The 18,449-nt window shown below is 69.0% G+C and carries 14 protein-coding genes; 8 read left to right on the top strand and 6 right to left on the bottom strand.

The features are described from left to right. The first annotated feature begins 143 nt into the window (after positions 1-143). Positions 144-2,312: a TonB-dependent receptor plug domain-containing protein gene (locus tag SOM61_RS19545; protein WP_320475628.1), complete on the top strand. Its 2,169-nt coding sequence runs from the start codon at positions 144-146 to the stop codon at positions 2,310-2,312. A 13-nt stretch (positions 2,313-2,325) separates the two neighbouring features. On the opposite strand, the gene SOM61_RS19540 is transcribed toward SOM61_RS19545, so the two are convergent. The 4 genes from SOM61_RS19540 to SOM61_RS19525 form a co-directional block, all read right to left on the bottom strand. Next, positions 2,326-3,168 carry a DMT family transporter gene (locus SOM61_RS19540; protein ID WP_320475627.1) on the bottom strand — a complete coding sequence of 281 codons (843 nt, stop codon included), beginning with the start codon at positions 3,166-3,168 and terminating at the stop codon, positions 2,326-2,328. A gap of 3 nt (positions 3,169-3,171) precedes the next feature. Further along, entirely contained in the window at positions 3,172-4,416 is a 1,245-nt protein-coding gene (locus SOM61_RS19535) for an MFS transporter (RefSeq protein WP_320475626.1), read from the bottom strand. Positions 4,417-4,478: 62 nt separating this feature from the next. Next, on the bottom strand, positions 4,479-5,138 hold the full coding sequence (locus tag SOM61_RS19530) for an HD domain-containing protein (RefSeq protein ID WP_320475625.1): 660 nt from the start codon (positions 5,136-5,138) through the stop codon (positions 4,479-4,481). Beyond that, positions 5,135-5,800, bottom strand: a complete 666-nt coding sequence (locus tag SOM61_RS19525) for a ribonuclease HI family protein (protein ID WP_320475624.1) — start codon at positions 5,798-5,800, stop codon at positions 5,135-5,137. Before SOM61_RS19525 ends, SOM61_RS19530 begins: the two co-directional genes overlap by 4 nt. A gap of 87 nt (positions 5,801-5,887) precedes the next feature. Between SOM61_RS19525 and SOM61_RS19520 the strand changes: the two genes are divergently transcribed. Continuing rightward, positions 5,888-7,837, top strand: a complete 1,950-nt coding sequence (locus tag SOM61_RS19520; protein WP_320475623.1) for a S9 family peptidase — start codon at positions 5,888-5,890, stop codon at positions 7,835-7,837. 24 nt (positions 7,838-7,861) lie between these two features. Here the strand turns inward: SOM61_RS19520 and SOM61_RS19515 are convergent, their stop codons facing one another. Together SOM61_RS19515 and SOM61_RS19510 are read right to left on the bottom strand one after the other, a co-directional pair. Continuing rightward, positions 7,862-8,377 (bottom strand): YXWGXW repeat-containing protein, encoded by a 516-nt coding sequence (locus tag SOM61_RS19515; RefSeq protein WP_320475622.1) that lies wholly within the window; start codon positions 8,375-8,377, stop codon positions 7,862-7,864. 162 nt (positions 8,378-8,539) lie between these two features. Next, positions 8,540-8,776 carry a hypothetical protein gene (locus SOM61_RS19510; protein WP_320475621.1) on the bottom strand — a complete coding sequence of 79 codons (237 nt, stop codon included), beginning with the start codon at positions 8,774-8,776 and terminating at the stop codon, positions 8,540-8,542. Positions 8,777-9,018: 242 nt separating this feature from the next. Here SOM61_RS19510 and SOM61_RS19505 point away from each other — a divergent pair, with 242 nt between their 5' ends. The 6 genes from SOM61_RS19505 to SOM61_RS19480 all read left to right on the top strand — a co-directional run bounded on the left by SOM61_RS19505 (position 9,019) and on the right by SOM61_RS19480 (position 18,440). Further along, complete coding sequence (locus SOM61_RS19505) at positions 9,019-12,144, top strand: penicillin-binding transpeptidase domain-containing protein (protein WP_320475620.1); 3,126 nt, start codon at positions 9,019-9,021, stop codon at positions 12,142-12,144. A 91-nt stretch (positions 12,145-12,235) separates the two neighbouring features. Further along, positions 12,236-13,543 (top strand): hypothetical protein, encoded by a 1,308-nt coding sequence (locus SOM61_RS19500; protein WP_320475619.1) that lies wholly within the window; start codon positions 12,236-12,238, stop codon positions 13,541-13,543. Then, positions 13,540-14,100: a hypothetical protein gene (locus SOM61_RS19495; protein WP_320475618.1), complete on the top strand. Its 561-nt coding sequence runs from the start codon at positions 13,540-13,542 to the stop codon at positions 14,098-14,100. Before SOM61_RS19500 ends, SOM61_RS19495 begins: the two co-directional genes overlap by 4 nt. A gap of 27 nt (positions 14,101-14,127) precedes the next feature. Continuing rightward, a complete protein-coding gene (locus SOM61_RS19490) occupies positions 14,128-15,234 on the top strand; it encodes a hypothetical protein (RefSeq protein ID WP_320475617.1) in 1,107 nt (368 codons plus the stop codon). Next, entirely contained in the window at positions 15,231-16,235 is a 1,005-nt protein-coding gene (locus SOM61_RS19485; protein ID WP_320475616.1) for a hypothetical protein, read from the top strand. The genes SOM61_RS19490 and SOM61_RS19485 overlap by 4 nt, the downstream gene beginning before the upstream one ends. A 144-nt stretch (positions 16,236-16,379) precedes the next feature. Continuing rightward, a complete protein-coding gene (locus SOM61_RS19480) occupies positions 16,380-18,440 on the top strand; it encodes a coiled-coil domain-containing protein (protein ID WP_320475615.1) in 2,061 nt (686 codons plus the stop codon). Positions 18,441-18,449 lie beyond the last annotated feature (9 nt).

The raw sequence follows: 18,449 nt of genomic DNA, 5'->3' as shown, positions 1-18,449 counted from the left end.
TTGTATGGAAGTTTATGGTGCTAGGGAATGGAATTACATATTTCCTCATGTAGGAAGAATAAACTTCCAGGAAGACGTTTACATTGTACCAATAATGGGCATATATTTCCTCCATACACACCCAATAACGAGGAGATTTCCCTGTGAAGACGCCGAATCGAAGCCGCTGTCCCCTTTCCCTGATCATCCTGGCGACCTTCGCCGGCCCCACGTGCGCACAGCAGGAAGAAGCGGGAGTTCCTGTCTCGCAGGTGGAAATCAAGGGCAGCAGCGCCAGCTATGACCCGCGCCGCGACGACACCGCCACCCGCACCGTGATCGGGCGCGAAGAGCTGGGCCGCTATGGCGACCGCTCGGTGCTCGATGCCTTGAAGCGTGTGCCGGGCGTGACCGTGAACACCAACCAGGCGCGGGGCGGTGAAATCCAGATGCGCGGACTCGGCGCCGGCTATACCCAGATCCTGATCAACGGCGAGCGGCCGCCTGGCGGCTTCGACTTCGATTCGCTGTCGCCCGAGGTGGTTGAACGCATCGAGGTGCTGCGCGCCGCCACCGCCGACCTGTCGACCCAGTCGGTGGCCGGCACCGTCAACATCATCCTGCGTCGCGTTGCCAAGGAACGCGAGCGCCAGCTCAAGCTGGGGATGCTGCAATCGTCGCAGTTTCGGGGCCCCAGTGCGGCGCTGCAGCTGAGCGAACGCGGGGAGGGTTTCGCCTGGTCGCTCGCCGGCGATGCGACCGCGGAGCGCTATGACCGTGCCTGGAGCATCTTCGAAGAGACCATCGCGCCAGGCGGCGCAGTTGCCCTGGCGCGCATGACGAGCGCGCCGGAAGAGGGCCGCATGCGGCGGATGAACCTGACCCCGCGTTTCGAATGGACGCTGGCGGATGGCGACACGATCAGTGTCGAGACCTTCGTCAACGTCAATCGCTTTCGCAACCGCACCCATTTGTCGATCGCGACCGACATTGGCCCGCCGCCACCGGTCCCCGACCAGCACAACCGGATGCGGGCCGACGCCGAAGACCTGCGCACCGACCTGAAATGGACCACCGAACTCGATTCCGGCGCGACCCTGGAGACCAAGCTGGGACTCAGCGGCGAGAATGCCGACAACACGATCTTCCGCCGGGGCGCCGATCCCCTTGGCGTTCCGGTCACCGATGGCTGGGTCGATTCCGGCTGGCGCGATCGCGGTGCGAATTCGACCGGCAAATATATGCGCAAGCTGGAAAACGGCCACGCCATCGCGGCCGGCTGGGACGGCGGCGTCGGCTGGCGCGACGAGATGCGTCACGAACGCGACGCGATCCGGTTTTTTCCGCCCGGCCTGCCGCTCGACGAAACGTTCGAGGCGCGCGTGGTCCGCATGGCGGTGTATGCCCAGGATGAATGGAACATCACGCCGCAGTGGTCGATGTACCTGGGCCTGCGCTGGGAGGGCATCCGCATCCGCGCCTCGGGCGACTCGTTCGACGCCACCCGCAGCAGCTCCAACGTCTGGAGCCCCATCCTGCAGACCTTGTGGAAGATCCCGGATCGCAAGGGCGACCAGCTGCGCTTCGCGGTGACCCGTACCTACAAGGCTCCGGATCTGTGGAATCTGCTGCCGCGCCGCCAGGTTTGGGAAAACAACAGCGCTACCGAGGCCGATTTCCAGGGCAATCCGGAGCTCAAGCCCGAATTGGCCTGGGGCGTGGATGCCGGTTACGAACATTACTGGGCCGAGAACGCGATGGTCGCGCTGCGGGCGTCGCTGCGCCGCATCGAGGACTACACCAGCAACCGCATCTACTTCGACGGCTACCGCTGGATCGTCACGCCGGTGAACGACGGTCGCGCCGAGGTCCGCACGCTTGAACTGGAAACCAAATTCCCCCTCGCGTCGCTGTTCGCGCAAGCGCCGGCGATCGATGTGCGCGCCGGCGTGAGCCGTCACTGGGCGCGCGTGAAATCGGTCCCCGGTCCCGACAACCGGCTGGAACGACAGACGCCGTTGTCGGCCAACGTCGGTCTCGACTACAAGGCGGGAGCGCTGGCGCTGGGAGGCAGCGTCGCCTTCACGCGCAACGGGCAGGTGAGGGTGACTGCCAATCGCGGTTACTACTCGGAAGCGCGCACCGACCTCGAAGCCTATGCGGCGTGGCGCTTCGATCCGAAGCGGCTGGTCCGGCTGTCGCTATCGAACCTGGCGCACGAGGATTCGGGCTTCGAGGTGAGCTACGCCGATCCGGTCGCCGGCGTCGAGAAGCGCCGCTTCGATTATCCGGGCGCGGTGCGCATCCAGGCGAACTATGAGCTGAAGTTCTGACTGTCGATCCAGGTTATGCCAGGCGTACCGCCGCCGCGCCTAGCGCCACCAGCCCGGCGCCGCAGATCCGGGCGCGGGTGGCGCGCTCGCGCAGCACGAATACCGCGATCGCGGTGGCGAACACGATCGAGGTTTCACGCAGGGCGGCGACCACCGCGACCGGCGCCTGGGTCATCGCCCACAAGGCGATGCCGTAAGAGCCGGTGGTTGCTGCGCCGCCGATCAGCGCCAGTTTGGGATGGCGGATCAGGTAGACCGGCAGCTGGCCGGCGCTGCGGCGCCATGACAGGGCCGCGATGCCGATCCCGGTAAGCAGGAAGATCCAGGCGGTGTAGGCGGCTGGAGCGCCCGAGCGCCGCACTCCCAGGCCGTCGACCAGGGTGTACGCCGCAATCACCGTCGCGGTCAGCAGCACCAGGGCGGTTGGACGCAGCCCGCCCGAGGCGTGGCCGCGCGCACCCAGCGTCAGTGCGGCGCCGCCGGCGCAGATCAGGCCGATGGCGATCCATTGGACGCCGTGCAGCGACTCGCCGGCCAGCAGGCCGCCGCCCAGCGCCACCAGGACCGGTGCGACGCCACGCATCAGCGGGTAGGCATGGCCGATGTCGGCCACCCGATAGGCCGCCGCCAGGAGCAGGTAGTAGGCGATCTGCAGCATGCTGGAGGCAGCAATGAAGGGAAAGCTGGACGCATCCGGTGCCGGCAGGAAGGCAAGCGCAAGGGCAGCCAGCACGGCGGCGCCGCTGGTCACGGCCAGCGCGGCCATGAACGTGTCAGGCTGCGATTTGAGGGCGGCATTCCAGGCCGCATGCAGCAAGGCCGCGAACAGGATCGCGGCAAGCACGTGGGTTGGCATGGCCTAGGCCTTCACACCGGCATATTGATGGCTGCGAAAGTAATGCCACGCCACGATCAATGCCACCGCCTGCATGGCCGCGCACAAGAAGAAGCTGCTGCCGACCCGCCAGTCGCCAGGGGGCAGGTGGCTGACCGCGCTCAGGATGCCGGTGCCGAGCAGCGGTGTGACGATCACGCCCAGGCTGCCGATCGACTGCAGTGAGCCCATCACCTCGCCCTGCTGCTCGGGCGGCGAGGATTTCGAGACGATGCCCTGCAGGGCGGGCCCGGTGGCATAGGCCAGCACATTGGCCAGGATGAAGACGTACATCATCCAGCCCTGGGTCGCCAGGCCGTAGGCCAGAAAGGTGAGCATGCCGGACGTCAGCGCCATCAGCGACAGCCGCACCTCGCCGAAACGGTGGATCAGCTTGCCCAGCAGCCAGGCCTGGACCACCACCGAGCCGAGGCCGACGCAAAAGAGGGCGATACCGTTGTCGCGCGGCGTCCAGTCGAAGCGGAAGGTGGTGTACAGGACCCAGGTCGATTGCAGCATCATCTGGGCGAAGGTGGTCAGGGTGATCACGATCACCAGGCCGCGGATGTCTTCGCGTTTGACCAATCGGAGCAAGGCCGAAAAGGGATTCAGGCGCGCCAGCTTGAACGGTTCGCGGCCGTCTTTGGCAAGCGACTCCGGCACGAAGAAAAAGCCATACACCAGGTTCGCCGCCGACAGCGCGGCCGCGACGTAGAAGGGCAGGTGCAGGTTGGCGTCGCCGAGTATGCCGCCCAGCATCGGGCCGCAAATGAAGCCCAGGCCGAAGGCGGCGCCGATCTTGCCGAAGGCCTTGGCGCGGTTTTCGCGGGTCGAGATGTCCGAGGCGTAGGCCGAGGCGACCGACATGCTGGCCGAGGACATGCCGCCGATGATGCGGCCCACGAACAGCCAGGCCAGGCTGGGCGCCCAGGCCGTGACGAGGAAGTTCAGGCACATGCCGGCCATCGAATACAACAGCACCGGACGGCGGCCGATGCGGTCGCTCAGCGCGCCGAGTGCCGGCATGAACAAAAATTGCAGGATCCCGAAGGTCGCCGCCAGCACCCCGTACCACAAGGCCCGCTTGTCCGGCCCGTCCACGAACTGGTCGAGCAGCAGCGGCAGGACCGGGACGATCAGGCCGATGCCGAGCATGTCGATGAAGATGCAGACGAGGACGAAATTGAGCTTGCCGGAGACGGGTTGCGGTAAGGCGGTCGAACTGGCCATGGACACCTCGGTCAATACAGTTCGTCTATCTTAGCATTGCTGCAAATGGTCCAGCTTGTGGTCTAGGTTCCACTCCATTCGGCCGCGAATTCCTCGCGGAAGGCCAGCAGCTTGGCCAGCCGTTCGCGGCCCAGTGCACGCGCGGCGTCGGTCTGCATCATGTCCGGGAGCTTGTGCAGCTTGACCATGATGTGGTCGAGCGAATAGCGGCGGTCGTCGAAGTCGCGCTCCTTTCCCAGCGGGTCGCTCGGATGGGCCAGGCTGCTTTCCATGCGGCCGGCGATATAGAACATGCGCGCCAGGCCCACCAGGCCCAGGCCGTCCATACGGTCGGCGTCCTGCACGATCTTCGCCTCAATCGTCTCGGCGGGGATCGCCGCCGAAAAGCTGTGTGCTTCGATCGCATGCGCCACGGCGTCCAGTTTTTCGGGAGGGAAGCCGAGATGGGCCAGCTGGTGACGCGCCAGCCGCGCCGAGCGGCGCGAGGCCTGGTCGCGTTCGGGGTCGTTCTTCGGCAGGTTCACCAGGTCGTGCAGGTAGCAGGCGGCCAGCACCACCAGGCGGTCGGCCTCGGGATGGTGTTCCAGCAGTGCCTGCGCAGTGCGCCAGACCCGGTCGAGGTGGGCGCTGTCGTGGGCGCCGTCGGTATCGGCGCTGCCGGCGGCCATGGCGGCCAGCCTGGTTCGCCAGCCGGCGAGATCGGTATTGCTCATTTCGGTCATGATTCTTGTTCCAGGGTGAGAGGCGGCACGGCGTGCTGCGACAGCGCGTCGGCCCGTGCATTCTTGTGGCGCGGGATCCAGCGCAGCCTCGCCTGCGGCAGGCGGGCCAGCAAGGCCAGCGCTTCGCTGCGCAGCAGGCCCAGGGCCGGCGCATTGGCGCCGTCGGGGGCGTTGACGTCGTCGATCACGACCTGGCTGTCGCCCAGCACCAGCAAGTCGGTCGCGCCATGCTCGACGGCCGCGCGCAGCACGGCGTTCAGGGCGCGGTATTCGGCTTCGCTGCTGTTGCCATGGCCGCCGTCGACGGACAATTCATGGCGCTCGCCGGCCGGCCCTTCGAGCACGGCGCCCAGCCCGCAGCGGCCCGGGTTCGGCCGCGCCGAGCCGTCGAACCAGGCGCGCCAGGCGCTGGTTTCCGGTCCCGCGCCGCGGGTGCGCGCGGCGGCGACGCTGGCCTGGCGCCGCGCGGCCTGCAGTTCGGCGTGGCGGCGCTGGGCCTGGCGCTCGGCCAGCAGGCTGGCCAGTCCGGCGCTGCCGGCGCTGAGCATCAGGGTCTGTTCCAGGGCCTCGGCCTCGGGCACGCCGGTGCGCGCGGTCATGCGCCGGGCGGCGGACAGCTCGGCCTTGAAGGCGGCGGCTTGCAGGGTGGCGAGGTCGTTCATGGCGAGAGCATAACCGATTCGCGTTTGTTGACAGGTGTTAAGACTTTTGAAACACTCATCCTGTTGGACTCAACCACAGGAGAACGTATGCATCAGAATCGCCGTGCTGTAAGTCTGTCCTTGTTCGCCATGCTCGCCGGCGCCGGTCTGGCGCCGGTGCAGGCCCTTGCCCAAGCCGCCAAAGTCGACAAGGCCGCGCCGGTCAAGACGACCGGCAAGGCGCGCACTCAGCCTGTCAAGCGCTACACAATCGAGCAGTTCATGGCGACGACCTCGCTCACCGGGGCCTCGTTCAGCAAGGACGAGAAGCAGATCCTGTTCAGCAGTAACGAGTCCGGCATCTTCAATGCCTATACGGTGCCCGTCGTCGGCGGCAAGCCGCGCGCGCTGACCGCGTCGAAGACCGACACCACCTATGCGGTCGCTTACTTCTACAACGACGACCGCATCCTGTTCACGCGCGACGGCGGCGGCGACGAACAGAACCACCTGTATGTGCGTGAACTCGACGGCAAGGAACGTGACCTGACGCCAGGCGACAAGCTGAAAGCCTCGTTCGCAGGCTGGAAGCCGGACGGCAGCGGCTTCTACGTCGTCACCAACGAGCGCAATCCGAAGTTCTTCGATCTGTACCTGTATGACGCCGCCACCTATGCGCGCACGATGGTGTACAAGAACGACAGCGGCATGAACGTCTCGGCCATCAGCCGCGACGGCAACTGGCTCGCCTTCAACAAGCCCGCCACCACCTCGGACAGCGACGTCTATGTCTATAACGTGCAGGCGCGCGAAATGAAACACATCACGCCGCACAAGGAGCCGGCCAGCCATGCGGCGGCGGACTTCGACCCGGCCTCGAAGCGCCTGCTGTTTACGAGCAATGCACAGGGCGAGTTCGCGCGCATCAAGTCCTATGACCTGGCCAGCGGCGACGTGACGGAAGTCGAGAAGGCCGACTGGGACCTGCTGGGCACCGACTATTCGCGCAACGGCCGCCACCGTGTCAGCCTGGTCAACCGCGACGGCAGCATCGAGGTACGGCTGTATGACGAGGCAGGCAACCCGGTGGCTTTGCCCAGGCTGCCGGGCGGCGAGATGCGCCAGGTGACCTTCTCCGAGAGCGGCAAACTGATGGCGTTCTACCTCAACGGCGACCGCTCGCCCAGCAACCTGTACGTGCACGACTTCAGGAGCGGCAAGACGTCGCAGCTGACACGCAGCCTGAACCCGGAGATCGACCCGAACGACCTGGTCGAGGCCGAGGTGGTGCGCTTCAAGTCCTTCGACGGCATGGTGATCCCGTCGATCTACTATCGGCCGAAGGGCGCGTCGCCGAGCGCGAAAGTGCCGGCGGTGGTGCTGGTGCACGGCGGGCCGGGCGGCCAGACCATGCGCGGCTACAGCGCCCGGATCCAGTATCTGGTCAATCACGGCTATGCGGTCCTGGGCATCAACAACCGCGGCAGCTCGGGCTATGGCAAGACCTTCTTCCGCGCCGACGACCGTAAGCACGGCATGGAGCCGCTGTGGGACTGCGTCGAAGCCAAGACCTGGCTGGCCAGCCAGGGCTATATCGATCCGGAGCGCATCGGCATCATGGGCGGGAGCTACGGCGGCTACATGACCCTGGCGGCGCTGGCCTTCCGGCCCGAGGCGTTCAAGGTCGGCATCGACATCTTCGGCGTCAGCAATTGGGTGCGCACGCTGGAAAGCATCCCCCCGTACTGGGAAGCGCAGCGCAAGGCGCTGTACGACGAGATCGGCGACCCGGTCAAGGACAAGGAGTTCCTGGTCGCGACCTCGCCACTATTCCACGCCCATCACATCCGCAAGCCGCTGATGGTGATCCAGGGCGCCAACGACCCGCGCGTGATCAAGGCCGAGAGCGACGAGATCGTCGAGGCGGTGCGCAAGAACAAGGTGGAAGTCGAGTACGTCGTGTTCGGCGACGAGGGCCACGGCTTCTCCAAGAAAAAGAACGCGGCCGTGGCGGATGCGAAGATCCTCGCTTTCCTGGACAAGCACCTGAAGCGCTGATCCGCATCCTGGCTGCGCCGTCGTTCAGTAGCGGTGGGGATTGTCCGGGCGGCGGTCGTGGCGGTTGCGCACGCCGTCGCCATCGCGATCGCGGTCATGGCGGTCGCGGATGCCGTCGCGGTCCCGGTCGCGGCCATGATCGCGGCCATGGTGGCGGTCGTGCTTGCGGTGATGGCGGTCACGATCGTCGCGATAATGGCCAGGTGGTGGGCCGTAATGGTGGGCCGGGCCGCGGTTCCAGCGCGACGGCTCCATTACCCAGCGTCCGCCGCGATGGTGCCAGCTCGGCGGCGCGTAGACATAGCCGGGGCGCGCGGCGACATAGTGGCCCGGCACCCAATGATGGCGATGCTTGCGCCATTCCCAGAAGCCAGGCGCCCAGACGTAGCCGCGGCGCGTGGCGGGAATGACTTCATAGACGGGCGCTGGCGGCGCGGTGTTGATCACGACCGAGATATGGGGCTGGGCGTGCGAGGCCAGTGGGGTGAAGGCAGCGGCGCCGATGGCGATCAGGGCTGCAATCAAAAAAGGGGATTTCATGTTCGTCTCCAGATCCTTGAGCGGATGCGATGGAATATAGCAATCCGGGAATCGGGACGTGGCGTTTGAAGCAAGTTCTTACAACTGATACAGCTCAGTGGACGGTGCGGGTTGCGGCCGCCGCGCGCCGCATCCTGGCGGCGCGAAGGCGACGGGCGGCGTTCACATGCGGCTCCCGACGGTGACGGTGTCCGCCGCCAGCAGTTGCGACTTCTCGGCGGCGTCGAGACGCTTGGCGCTGACGGTGACCACCGCCATCTTGTCGCCGCTGGCGATGGCGGCATCGCTGGCGCTGTAGCTGTTGGCATGGGCATCGGGAATCTTGGCCAGGTAGCCCGCCGGGACGGCGACCAGGGCGGCGGCGATGAAGATGGCTTCCATGTGTTTGAGGACGTTCATTTTGCAGTTCCTTTTAGTGAGTGGTGAGGGGTGGTTGGTGTGTCGATGTATCCACTGTAGGCCAAGCGCCGCATGGTCTCCAGCGGGATGCGACGAGCCGCAGGAAACAGGGGGTGAGCTGCGTTCCGGCGCACATGAACGTGGCCAGGGCCCGGCGTTTTCATCCTCCCCCAGCTAGCTGAGCGCGAGGGGCGCACGGGCGCCACACCACCAGATTCATGCATGACAGGCATGCTCACACTATGCTCACCTCGCTGATCGGCCAGCTGGCCACCTCGCGTACCGCGCGCCGCCGCTCCCGCAACCTGCGCGCCGGCGCCCGCTCCTCCACGACGAGCAGCGGCTGGACCCTCTCGCTCGGTCCGGCCTGGCTGTGGGCGGCGCTGCTGGCGATTGGCGCCGGCGCCGTGGCGCTGGCGATGCATGCGCGCGCGCTGCCGGACGGCGCGGCCGAGACGCCCGACGCGGTCGCACTGGGCGCCCTGCAGCCGATCGCGCCGGGGCTCGACTTCGTGGTCCCGCGCGACAGCGGCATCTCGCTCACCCAGCACGGCGGCCTGGCCCTGCTGGTGGCGAGCGGCATGCACGCCGGCCCGGCGCTGCGGATCGATCTGTGCACCCAGATGCTCGACCCGACGCGGCCGCGCATGCTGCCGTTGCGGATCGGTTACCCGTTCGACGAGGCAGCGCGGATCGCGCGTGCCGCCAGTGCACCGCCGCGCAGCGTGCTGCTGGCCCGGCCGGGTTCCGGCATGCCGCGTATCGACATCACCGGCAATGCCGGCGCCGGCACGACCGGCCTGGCGCTCGCCTGGAATGCCGGCGCCGCCACGGCAGGCTGGATCGGCGACGCCAGCGGCGGCAACGTGACGCGCGCGCGCCAGGGCCAGGCCGTGCTGGGCAACAGCGGCTGGCTGATGTGGGGCACTGGGGTGACAAGTGAAGCGTTGCGCTTCACGCGCCGGCCCAGTGCCGCCTGCCCGCAGGCGGGCGAGCTCGTGCTGCATCACTATCAGCAAGGCGCCGCTGGTGGAGCGGCCCTCGTGCAGGCCTTCCCGGCCCAGGGTGAGCAGGTAGAGCTGCGCCTGGCGCCTGGCGCGTGGCAGGTGCCGCTGCTGCCCGGTCCCGGCATGGAAGACCAGGCGCTGTTCGAGGCGGTGCGCGCACGCGGCCTGCTGCGCCTGGGCCGCGACGGCCTGGTCGAGCTGGCGCCGCGCGACCTGCTGGCTTGGCATCGGGCCGGCCAGGAGGCGCGCGCGCCGCTGCCGGGCTGGGAAGATCACGTGCTGGACGCAGGCGACCGCCGCCTGCTGGAGCGCCTGCATCACCGCGCCGACGGCGCCTATGTGCGCGAGCAGGTGCGTATATTTAACAGCGAGCGCCGGCTGGTGGCCTGGCGCACCCGGCCGGGCGCCGACACGGTCTGGCATGCGCTGGCCGGCGGCGCGCCGGCGCCGCGCGAGACCGGATTGCCGGTGGCCGCGATGCGGCTGTTCGCGCGCCTGCCCGAAGGCTGGGAACCGTGGCAGCGGGTCGGCGGCTGGGAGGGCGGCCGCCAGGGATCGTTCGTAACCTTGAATACGCCGGCCAGCGGCCGGCCGATCGAGCTGCTGGTGGCGGGCCGGGTGCGCGGCGTGTCGGGCGCGCGCGTGCTGGCCCAGGGCGCCTGCGATGGCCGCGCCTGCCCCGACCGCGAGGCGGTGCAGCGGCTCGTGCTGGCGCCACTGGCAGGGGCGGCCGCGATCGCGGTCCAGGTCGAGCCGCTTGACCTGGCGGCGATGTCGGGCGGCGCCGACGCCGCCTACCGCCACCTGGCCATGGTCGACGGACGCCTGGCCTGGCAGGCATTGCCGGCCGGCGGTAGCGGCGGAACACGGCCTGCTGCGGTGCCGGTGCATCTGCGCGACCGCCATGGCGAAGCCTTGTGGGCCGACGGCGCCCCGGCCGAAGCGGCGCTGCGCGCCGGCCTGGCGCCGCTGCTGGGGGTGCACCGCCAGCACGACGGCAGCGTGGCCGGCATGCTGGCGCGGGTGAAAGGTACCGGCCACGATGCGCAGCTGAGCCTCGACCTGGGCCTGCAGGCCAGGGCCCAGCAGCTCCTCGACTGCATCGGCCTGCGCGGCGGCCGTTGGGACGGCCAGGCCTGCGCCGGCGGCCTAGATGCCCAGCCGGAGCGGCGCGCCGGCCTGGTGCTGCTTGACGCCGGCAGCGGCGACATCCTGGTCGCGGCCTCCAGCGGCGGCGGTCAGGCCGATCCGGGCCGCTGGGGCGAATTGCGCGACTTCGACCGCGCCGATCCGGCGCGCAGCCCGCTGCGCATCGCCGCCTTCCAGCACGACGGCGGCGCGCACCGCGCCCCTGGCTCGACCTTCAAGGTGATCACCGCCCTCGGCCTGGAAGGGGCGGCGCGCGGCGACGCCCGCCTGGACGGCCTGCTGCAGGGCTTGCCCCTGCACGAGGTGGACCGGCTGGCACAGGCGGGTGGTTACGATTTCCGCACCGGCGCGCCCAGCTATCCCGTCGATGGCAACCGTGCCCGCATCACCAATTTCCGTGACCAGATCACCAGCACCCGGGCCCAGGACGGCCGCCTGGGCCTGGCGCAGGCGATGGCGCACAGCGTCAATACCTGGTTCGCCTGGAGCGCGGAACTGAGCGACCGCACGCTGATGGACCAGCCGGACGGCGGCATGCCGGGCGCGCGCGAACTGGAACCGGGCGCATTGGACACGGTGCGGCCGGTGGCGGCGATGGCTGGTCGGCTCGGCTTCGGCCAGCCGCTGCGGCTCGACGGCGGCCTGCTGCCGCCTGACTATCGCTGGGGCGAGTGGGACGCGCTGCAGGCCAGCGCCTCGCGCCTCGACCCGGTCCACAGCCGCCACGAACTGCGCCAGATGGCGATCGGCCTGCGCATGCAGACCACGCCGCTGCAGATGGCGCTGGTGGCGGCGGCGGTCGGGGAGGGGCGCACCGTGGCGCCGCGCCTGCTGCTGTCGCTCGACGGCCGCACGGCGCAGGCTGGGGCAGGGGAGTCGCTGGGCGTGCGCCTGGACCGCGTGCGCGCCGGGATGAAGGGCGTGATCGACGGCGGCACCGCGGCCGGGGCGTTTCGCGCCGCCGGCTTCGACGCGCTGCGGCCCGGCCTGTACGGCAAGACCGGCACGGCGCCGGTCGGCCAGGACGACCTGGCGACGGTCTGGTTCATGGGCTGGCTGGAGCCGGGCACCCTGCCGGGCCAGACCGGGCGGCTGGCATTCGCCGCTTTTGTCAGCCATTCGGCGGCCACCGGCGGCGGCCACGCAGCCCCGGTCGTGGCTGCCTTGTTGCAATCCATGCAAACCCAGTCGTTGGAAAAGAGGGACAAATAGCGCTCTTTTGCGCGCCTCAAGGCCGTGTTTGTATGGCATCATCTATTTCAATCCGCTAAAACCGCGGAGCGAAACAGAGGATGGGGTAGGTATGCGTTTGCCGGGAACCCGGTATCAGGAACACGGTTGGGAGCAGGTCCGCAAGCTGCTGGGACACTGTTCCCTGCAGGCGTGCGCCCGGCTCGGGCCGGACACCTTGCTCGATCCGGATCCTGAACAGTCGCTCGGCGCCTATGTCGATGCGGTCGCCCAGGCTTTGCATGCGGCCGGCGCGCGCTCCGAGGCGCATGGCAACAGCTATGGCGACACCTGCGGCGAGCTTGCGCTGACCCTCGTCTTCGAGCTGCAGGCGCGCCCCGCGGACTGGGTCGCCCTGTGCACGGCGGTGGCCGCCGAATATGCCCGCATCGGCGCCTTCTGGAGTCAGCCCGGCGGCGAGGCGCTGCTGCGCAAGAAATTCAACGACCTGTACGCCGTCCTGCGCGACAAGGTCGACAGCGACAACTACCAGGCCGCCTGCGGCCGCCCGTGCAGTCCCAACCGCATGTACGCCTACCGCATGCTCGATACCGCCTGGCACGAGGTCGCGCGCCTGTTCGCCGGCTGGCGCGAGCATGCGCCGCAAGTCGGCGCCATCCTGGGCCGCGACGTGGTGGCGATGCCGATCGAGGCGCGCCAGCTGCGCACCAGTGGCGACTGCAAGCCCGAATGGATCATGCGCTGGAGCGAAAGCCTGGAATTGCATAGCGGCGCGGCGGGCCCGCTGCACACCCGGTCCAAGCGCTTCGCCAGCCTCAAGAACAGTCCTGAAAAAATCGGCGCCATGCTGCGCGAGATCGGAGAATACGAGCTGCTGTCGGCCAACCGCGACCAGGATTGGCTGCACGACGCGAGCGAGGCCAGCGCCTGGCTGGACGACTACTGGCGTGTGCTGGATGAATCGGAACAGGGCAGCACGCCCGGCCCCGACCTGATCCTTCAAGCGCGCCAGGACGAGCTGGATTCCGGCGATGGCCTTGAGCCCGAGCCGACGATCGATGCCGGCCCGGTGGAGGCGCAGGAAGCCGCGCGCCTGGCCCTCGTCGCGCAAGAACTTTCACTCCCCCCCAACTACGCTCTGTTGGCGGCGCTGGGCGAAGACCGCGCCAGTTGGGCGGCGCGCCGGATGGCGCAGGATTCCCTGCCGGTGCGGCTGGCGGTATATCTCAAGCTGCTCGGGCCATTCGACGACAGCTATCCGTCCGAATGGCTGGATCCGCAAACCGGCGAGCTGCCGACGATGCAGCAGCTGGCCGGGCTGGACGGGATCTCGCTGCCGACCCTGCGCAAGCGACGCGACGCCGCAATAGCGCGTCTGAACGAGATGGCGGGAATGGAGGAGGAAAGACGATGGGCATGACGGAACTGGATCGCAAGCTGCAGGCCGGCGCCTTGCTGGGACGCCGGATCGAGGCCGACCGCCTGGTGCTGGCCGACGAGGTGCTGGCGCAGGCACTGGACGGCCGCCGGCCCCTGACCGCGGGCGAACGCGCGGCGCTGCAAGGCTCGCCACTGACCTTGCGCCGCCTGCGCCACCTGGCGGACAGCCGGCGCGCGCAGGCGCAGCCCGGTAACTGGCGCGGCAGCCGCGGCCTGCTGCGCGCCGCCGACAGTGGCAATGCCCTGGACCTGCTGCGCACCGATGATGGCATGTGGCGCCTTCACTTCGTCGACGCAGCAGGCAGCCTGGCCGTGGTGGTCCAGCTCGACCCGGAAGCGGCCGGGGCGGCCGGCGTCATGGCGGCGCGGCCGGCGATCCAGGTGCGGGATGGCCGCGGCGCGCTGGTACTGGAAGGACAACTCGATGCCGACGGCGAGTGCGAAGGGCCGTGGCCTTTCGCGGCGCTGCCCGCGGCGCATTTTCAGCAGCATGGCGCACGCTTCGAGGTGATCCCTCGGGCGACCCCGCTCACATAATGGTGTTCCGATAGACCCGGAAGGACGATGATGCTAGGTTCGCTGTTCAAGAATACGTTGCAGAACACGCTGCGGCCGCTGCGGCAACCGGAGTTCGACGCGACGCGCCTCGGCAGCGTGGCGATCGCGCTGCCGGCGCCGAATGGCCTCACCGTCCCGCCTGGCTGCGCCGCCGTGCTGGTCGACCGGGGCGGACGCAGCCGGCGCCAGGCGGCCGGCAGCCGCATCGCCGCGATCGAGGGCGAAACCGCATGGTGCGTCCATCCGGGCCCTTATACCTGCGAGCTGGCGCCGTTCGCGGGCGCGCCCGAGATCGGCCTGCGGGTGCATTTCGCGATCGACGCGAGCGACCCGCGCGCTACGCACCAGCGCTTCGACCTGTTCCTGGCCAGCGAGGCTGGCTGCATGGTCGAACTAGGCGGATTCATCGAGCTGGCGCAGACCGCGCTGCAGCGCGAGCTGGCCCAGGGCAACCTCGAGCTGCCTCCTTGCACGACGCTGGAAGAGTGGAACGCCTTCCGTACCGGTTTCAACCAATTGATGTATACGCGGTTCGGCGTGACGGTCGACGATTGCGTGCCGGTCGACCTGGGCGCCGCGCGTGATTACGCGGCCACGCTCGATGCGCGCCTGGCCGCGCGGCTCGACGCCGTCCATCCGTCCGCCGCCGCCCGCGAGGGTGCGCTGGCCCCGGTGGCGCCGCAGCAAGCCTTCGTTCCCGCCTGCGAGGATGCGCGCGCGCTGCGCCGCCTGTTCCTCGAGCTGCCCTGCCTGATGTGCGCGGTGCGCATGGCGGTGCTGCCGGCCGACCAGGGCCGCTTCCGCCAGCACCAGGAGTTGCTGCGCCGGCTCGACCTGGTCAGCCTGTCGGTGGGCACCATGCCGGCCCTGGAACTGGCGGCTCCCGGCCAGCCGCTGGCGCAGGAAGAACAGCTGCGGCGCGCGCGCCACAGCCGCCGCGCCGCGGCCGCGCTCGACGAGGCCTGGGCCCTGCTGGCGCGCCTGAAGGTGGCCGGCGAAGGCCCGCTCGACAACCTGTTCGATGAGGCCGACCGCATCGTGGCCAATCTCGAGACCGAGGCTGGGGCGCGGCGCGCCGTCACGGCACGCGAAGTGGAGCTGGAGGAGGCATGAACGCAGGCGCAAGTGCGGTCCAGTGCCGCAGCATCGCCGTCGATGGCGGCATGCTGACGATCACCGCGACGCGCCGCCCGCGCGCCGGACGCGCCGACGTCAAGTGCAGCGTGCCGGGCGCGCCCGGCGTGGCCGAGCGCATGCAGCAGGTGGTGCGCCTGGCGCGCCACACCGAACCGCGTTTCGACAGCCGCGACCAGGTGGTGCTGAGCCTGGACCGGGCGCCGCTTGATGCCGATCGCGACTGGGAACTGGCGGCGGTGCTGGCCGACCGCATCGTGCGCGACGTCTTTGCGCCGCGGCGCGAGGTCGTGGCCAATGGTTGGTCCGACGCCTGGCACCTGGGCCGGATCGATGGCCGCAGGCTGGCCGGCTCGCCCGACGGCGTGCTGCTGGGCGGCGCCGACGCCCTTGCTCATCTGGGCGCCCTGAACGGCCAGCCCGATCCCGCCGCCGGGATCTCCAGCGCGCGCGCCTGGTTCCCGATGCATAGCGGCGGCGAACACGATGGCCTGGCCTGGGTCGAGGTCAGCGTGCGGCCGCTGGCCAGGGCCGGGAGTGGAGAAGATGATCCTGTGAGCGTGCCGGACGTGGATGCGGTGCGCCAGGCGCAGGTGGCGGCGGTGCTGGCCGGGTCGCGCCACTTCGACGGCCGTGGCCAGGGCCAGTGGCGCACCACGGTGCGTTTCGGCGAGCCGCGCTTCTCGGGCGACTCTTACCAGCTGGCGCTGGTGATGGCCGACCGCATGGCGCGCGGCCGCGAATTTTTGGCGCGCGGCCGGGTGATCGCCACTGGCAGCTCGAGCGCCTGGCATGCGGGACGGGTCGAGGCGGTCGAGGCGCTGGCGCCCAAATGCGCGCTGATCGCGCGCGAAGCCGGCCCGGGCGACCGCATCCTGCTGCCGAAAGAGTGGGAAGCCGCTCTGCCTCATGGACTGCGTGAAGCCTTGCGCGCGCGCGGCGCCAGCCTGGCCTGCGTCGAGCGGATCGGCATCATCTAGCCGGAATGCCGGTTTGTTTGACCGGATCGCACCCGCGCACGGGAGCGATCCGTGCCGAAGGCATGGCCCTGCTAAAATCCAGTGCTTGGACGGCAGGTTTGCAGTTGAAAGTGACGAGAAGTACAGGATAGAACGGAGTCGGATATGTTGCAGATGTTCGGAGTAAAAGGCGCCAGTTGCCCGCGCTGCGAGTGCAAGAACGCGCCCGAGGCGCGCTATTGCGCCGGCTGCGGCGTGATCCTGGGCGCGCCGCGCAACAAGCCGGTGCTGGTCGAGAACCGCTGGGTGCCGGGCCCCGACGAACTGGCCGTGTTCTTCGGCGTGCGCGAGCTGTCTGGCCTGTTCGTCAAGACGCTGCGCGTGCCGGCCACGGCGCGCGGCTTCATCCTGCAAGGAGAAAAGGCCACCGAGGTGCCGCAGGGAGAGTACGAGATCGAAGGGTTCTTCACCCGCCTGAACCACCTGCTGCGCGACCAGCACGCCGAGATCCTTGTCACCCGCACCGGTGCGCTGGCGGTGCCGTTCGAATTCGACGATATCCCCACCTGCGAACATCTCGATATCGCCCTGCGCTTTTCGGTCAGCGTCAGGATCGAGAACGTGCCGGCCTTCGCCCGCCACTTCATGACCACGCCGGGCACGATCGGCGCCGCCGAGTTGCGTGAGCTGCTGTCGCACCCGGTGCGTCAGCTCGCGCTCGAGTTCATCGGCGCGCGCTCGATCCGCGAACTGGCGGCCAATGGCGAGTTGCGCGAACAGCTCGACCAGCGCCTGCAGGGCGGCCTCAAGTCGCTCCTGGCCGGTTACGGCCTGGCGGTGACGGCTGTCGAGACCTTCGAGCTGCGCCACGACAAATACGACGCCAACCGCGCCCGCATTGGCAGCCTGTGGCTGGCGACCGACGAAAAGCACGTGCAGCTGGCGCACAGCCGCCACCTGGACGAGTTGTACACGGCCGAGGAATGGCAGCGCATCAAGCGCAGCGAAGAAGAAGGGCGGCTGCGGCTGCGCCGCGCCGAGCTGCGCCAGGACGACGCCATCGCGCGCGCAGAACTGTCCCTGCAAGGCGCCGACCGCGCGCATGGCGTGCGGGCGCGCCATATCGAGCTGTATGGCCGCATCCTCGAGGCAGAGTCTCGCAAGCAGGCGCTGGCCAATGGCGCGGCCGGGGTGCTGGCCGAACTCGAGCACGAGATGGCGCAGAAGAACGCGCAGCGCGCCGACGAAGCGGCCGAGTGGCAGCACTTGCGCGCGCTGGCCGGCGTGCGCATGCGCGCCGAGATCGCGAGCGCCCAGCAAGAGACCACCCAGGCGCGCCAGCTGGCGCAGCAGCGCTTTTCCCAGCAACTGCTGCAACAGCAGATCCGCAACAAGATCGAACAGGCGCGCCAGATCGAGGATGCCACCCGCCAGCGCGCCGAGCTGGCAAGACTGCGCGAGAGCGAAGCAGAAGCGGCGCGCCGTCTGCGCGACATCGAGGGCGCCGAGCACGAGGCGACATTCCAGTCCCTGAAGCTGTCCAATGAGGCGCGCCGGCGCGAGGCCGAACGGGCGCAGGAGTGGGAAGACGAACAGGCGCGCCAGCGCATCGGGAGCGTGCGCCGCGGCGCCGGCCGGGCCGACGCCCAGGCGCAGCACGAAAAACTGCTGCGCACGATCGAGGCCGACGCCACGCACGCGCGCCGGATGCAGGACGTCACCCTGGAAGCCGACGAACGCCGCGCCGGCATTGCGGAAGGCGCGCGCGCTGCTGACCGCGCCCACGAACTCGAACTGGCGCGGCTGGCAATGGCCCGCGCCGAAGCGCTGGGCGCGATGGACGATACCGCCAAGCTGGCGCTGGCCGAAGCGCCGAATGCGGCGGTGCTGGCCGACTACCTGAAGACGCGCGTGCATGCCTCGATGGATGGCGACCAGCTGACGGCGCTGGCCGGCGTGGCCGGCGTCGGCAAGATCGACGCGGCGCTGGCCGATGCGCGGGTCGCTGCGGAACAGGCGCGCCGCGAGCTCGAGGTCGACAAGGACCGGCGCCACCAGCTCGACCTGCTGGCCATGCAGAACGATGTGAACAAGGCGGCGCTGACTTCGCAGGCGGCGCTGGCCTCCGGCATGGTGGCCAATGCCGTGCGCCAGTGCGTCCACGGCCATCCGGCCGGACGTGACGACCGTTTCTGCGCCGCTTGCGGAGCGACGCTGCCGGCGTGATTCAATAGC

The organism is Massilia sp. CFBP9012 (assembly GCF_034045115.1).
In the GTDB taxonomy this organism is placed as follows: domain Bacteria; phylum Pseudomonadota; class Gammaproteobacteria; order Burkholderiales; family Burkholderiaceae_D; genus Telluria.
Note: the sequence above shows the minus strand (reverse complement) of the source record. Positions and strands in the feature narration are given on the sequence as shown.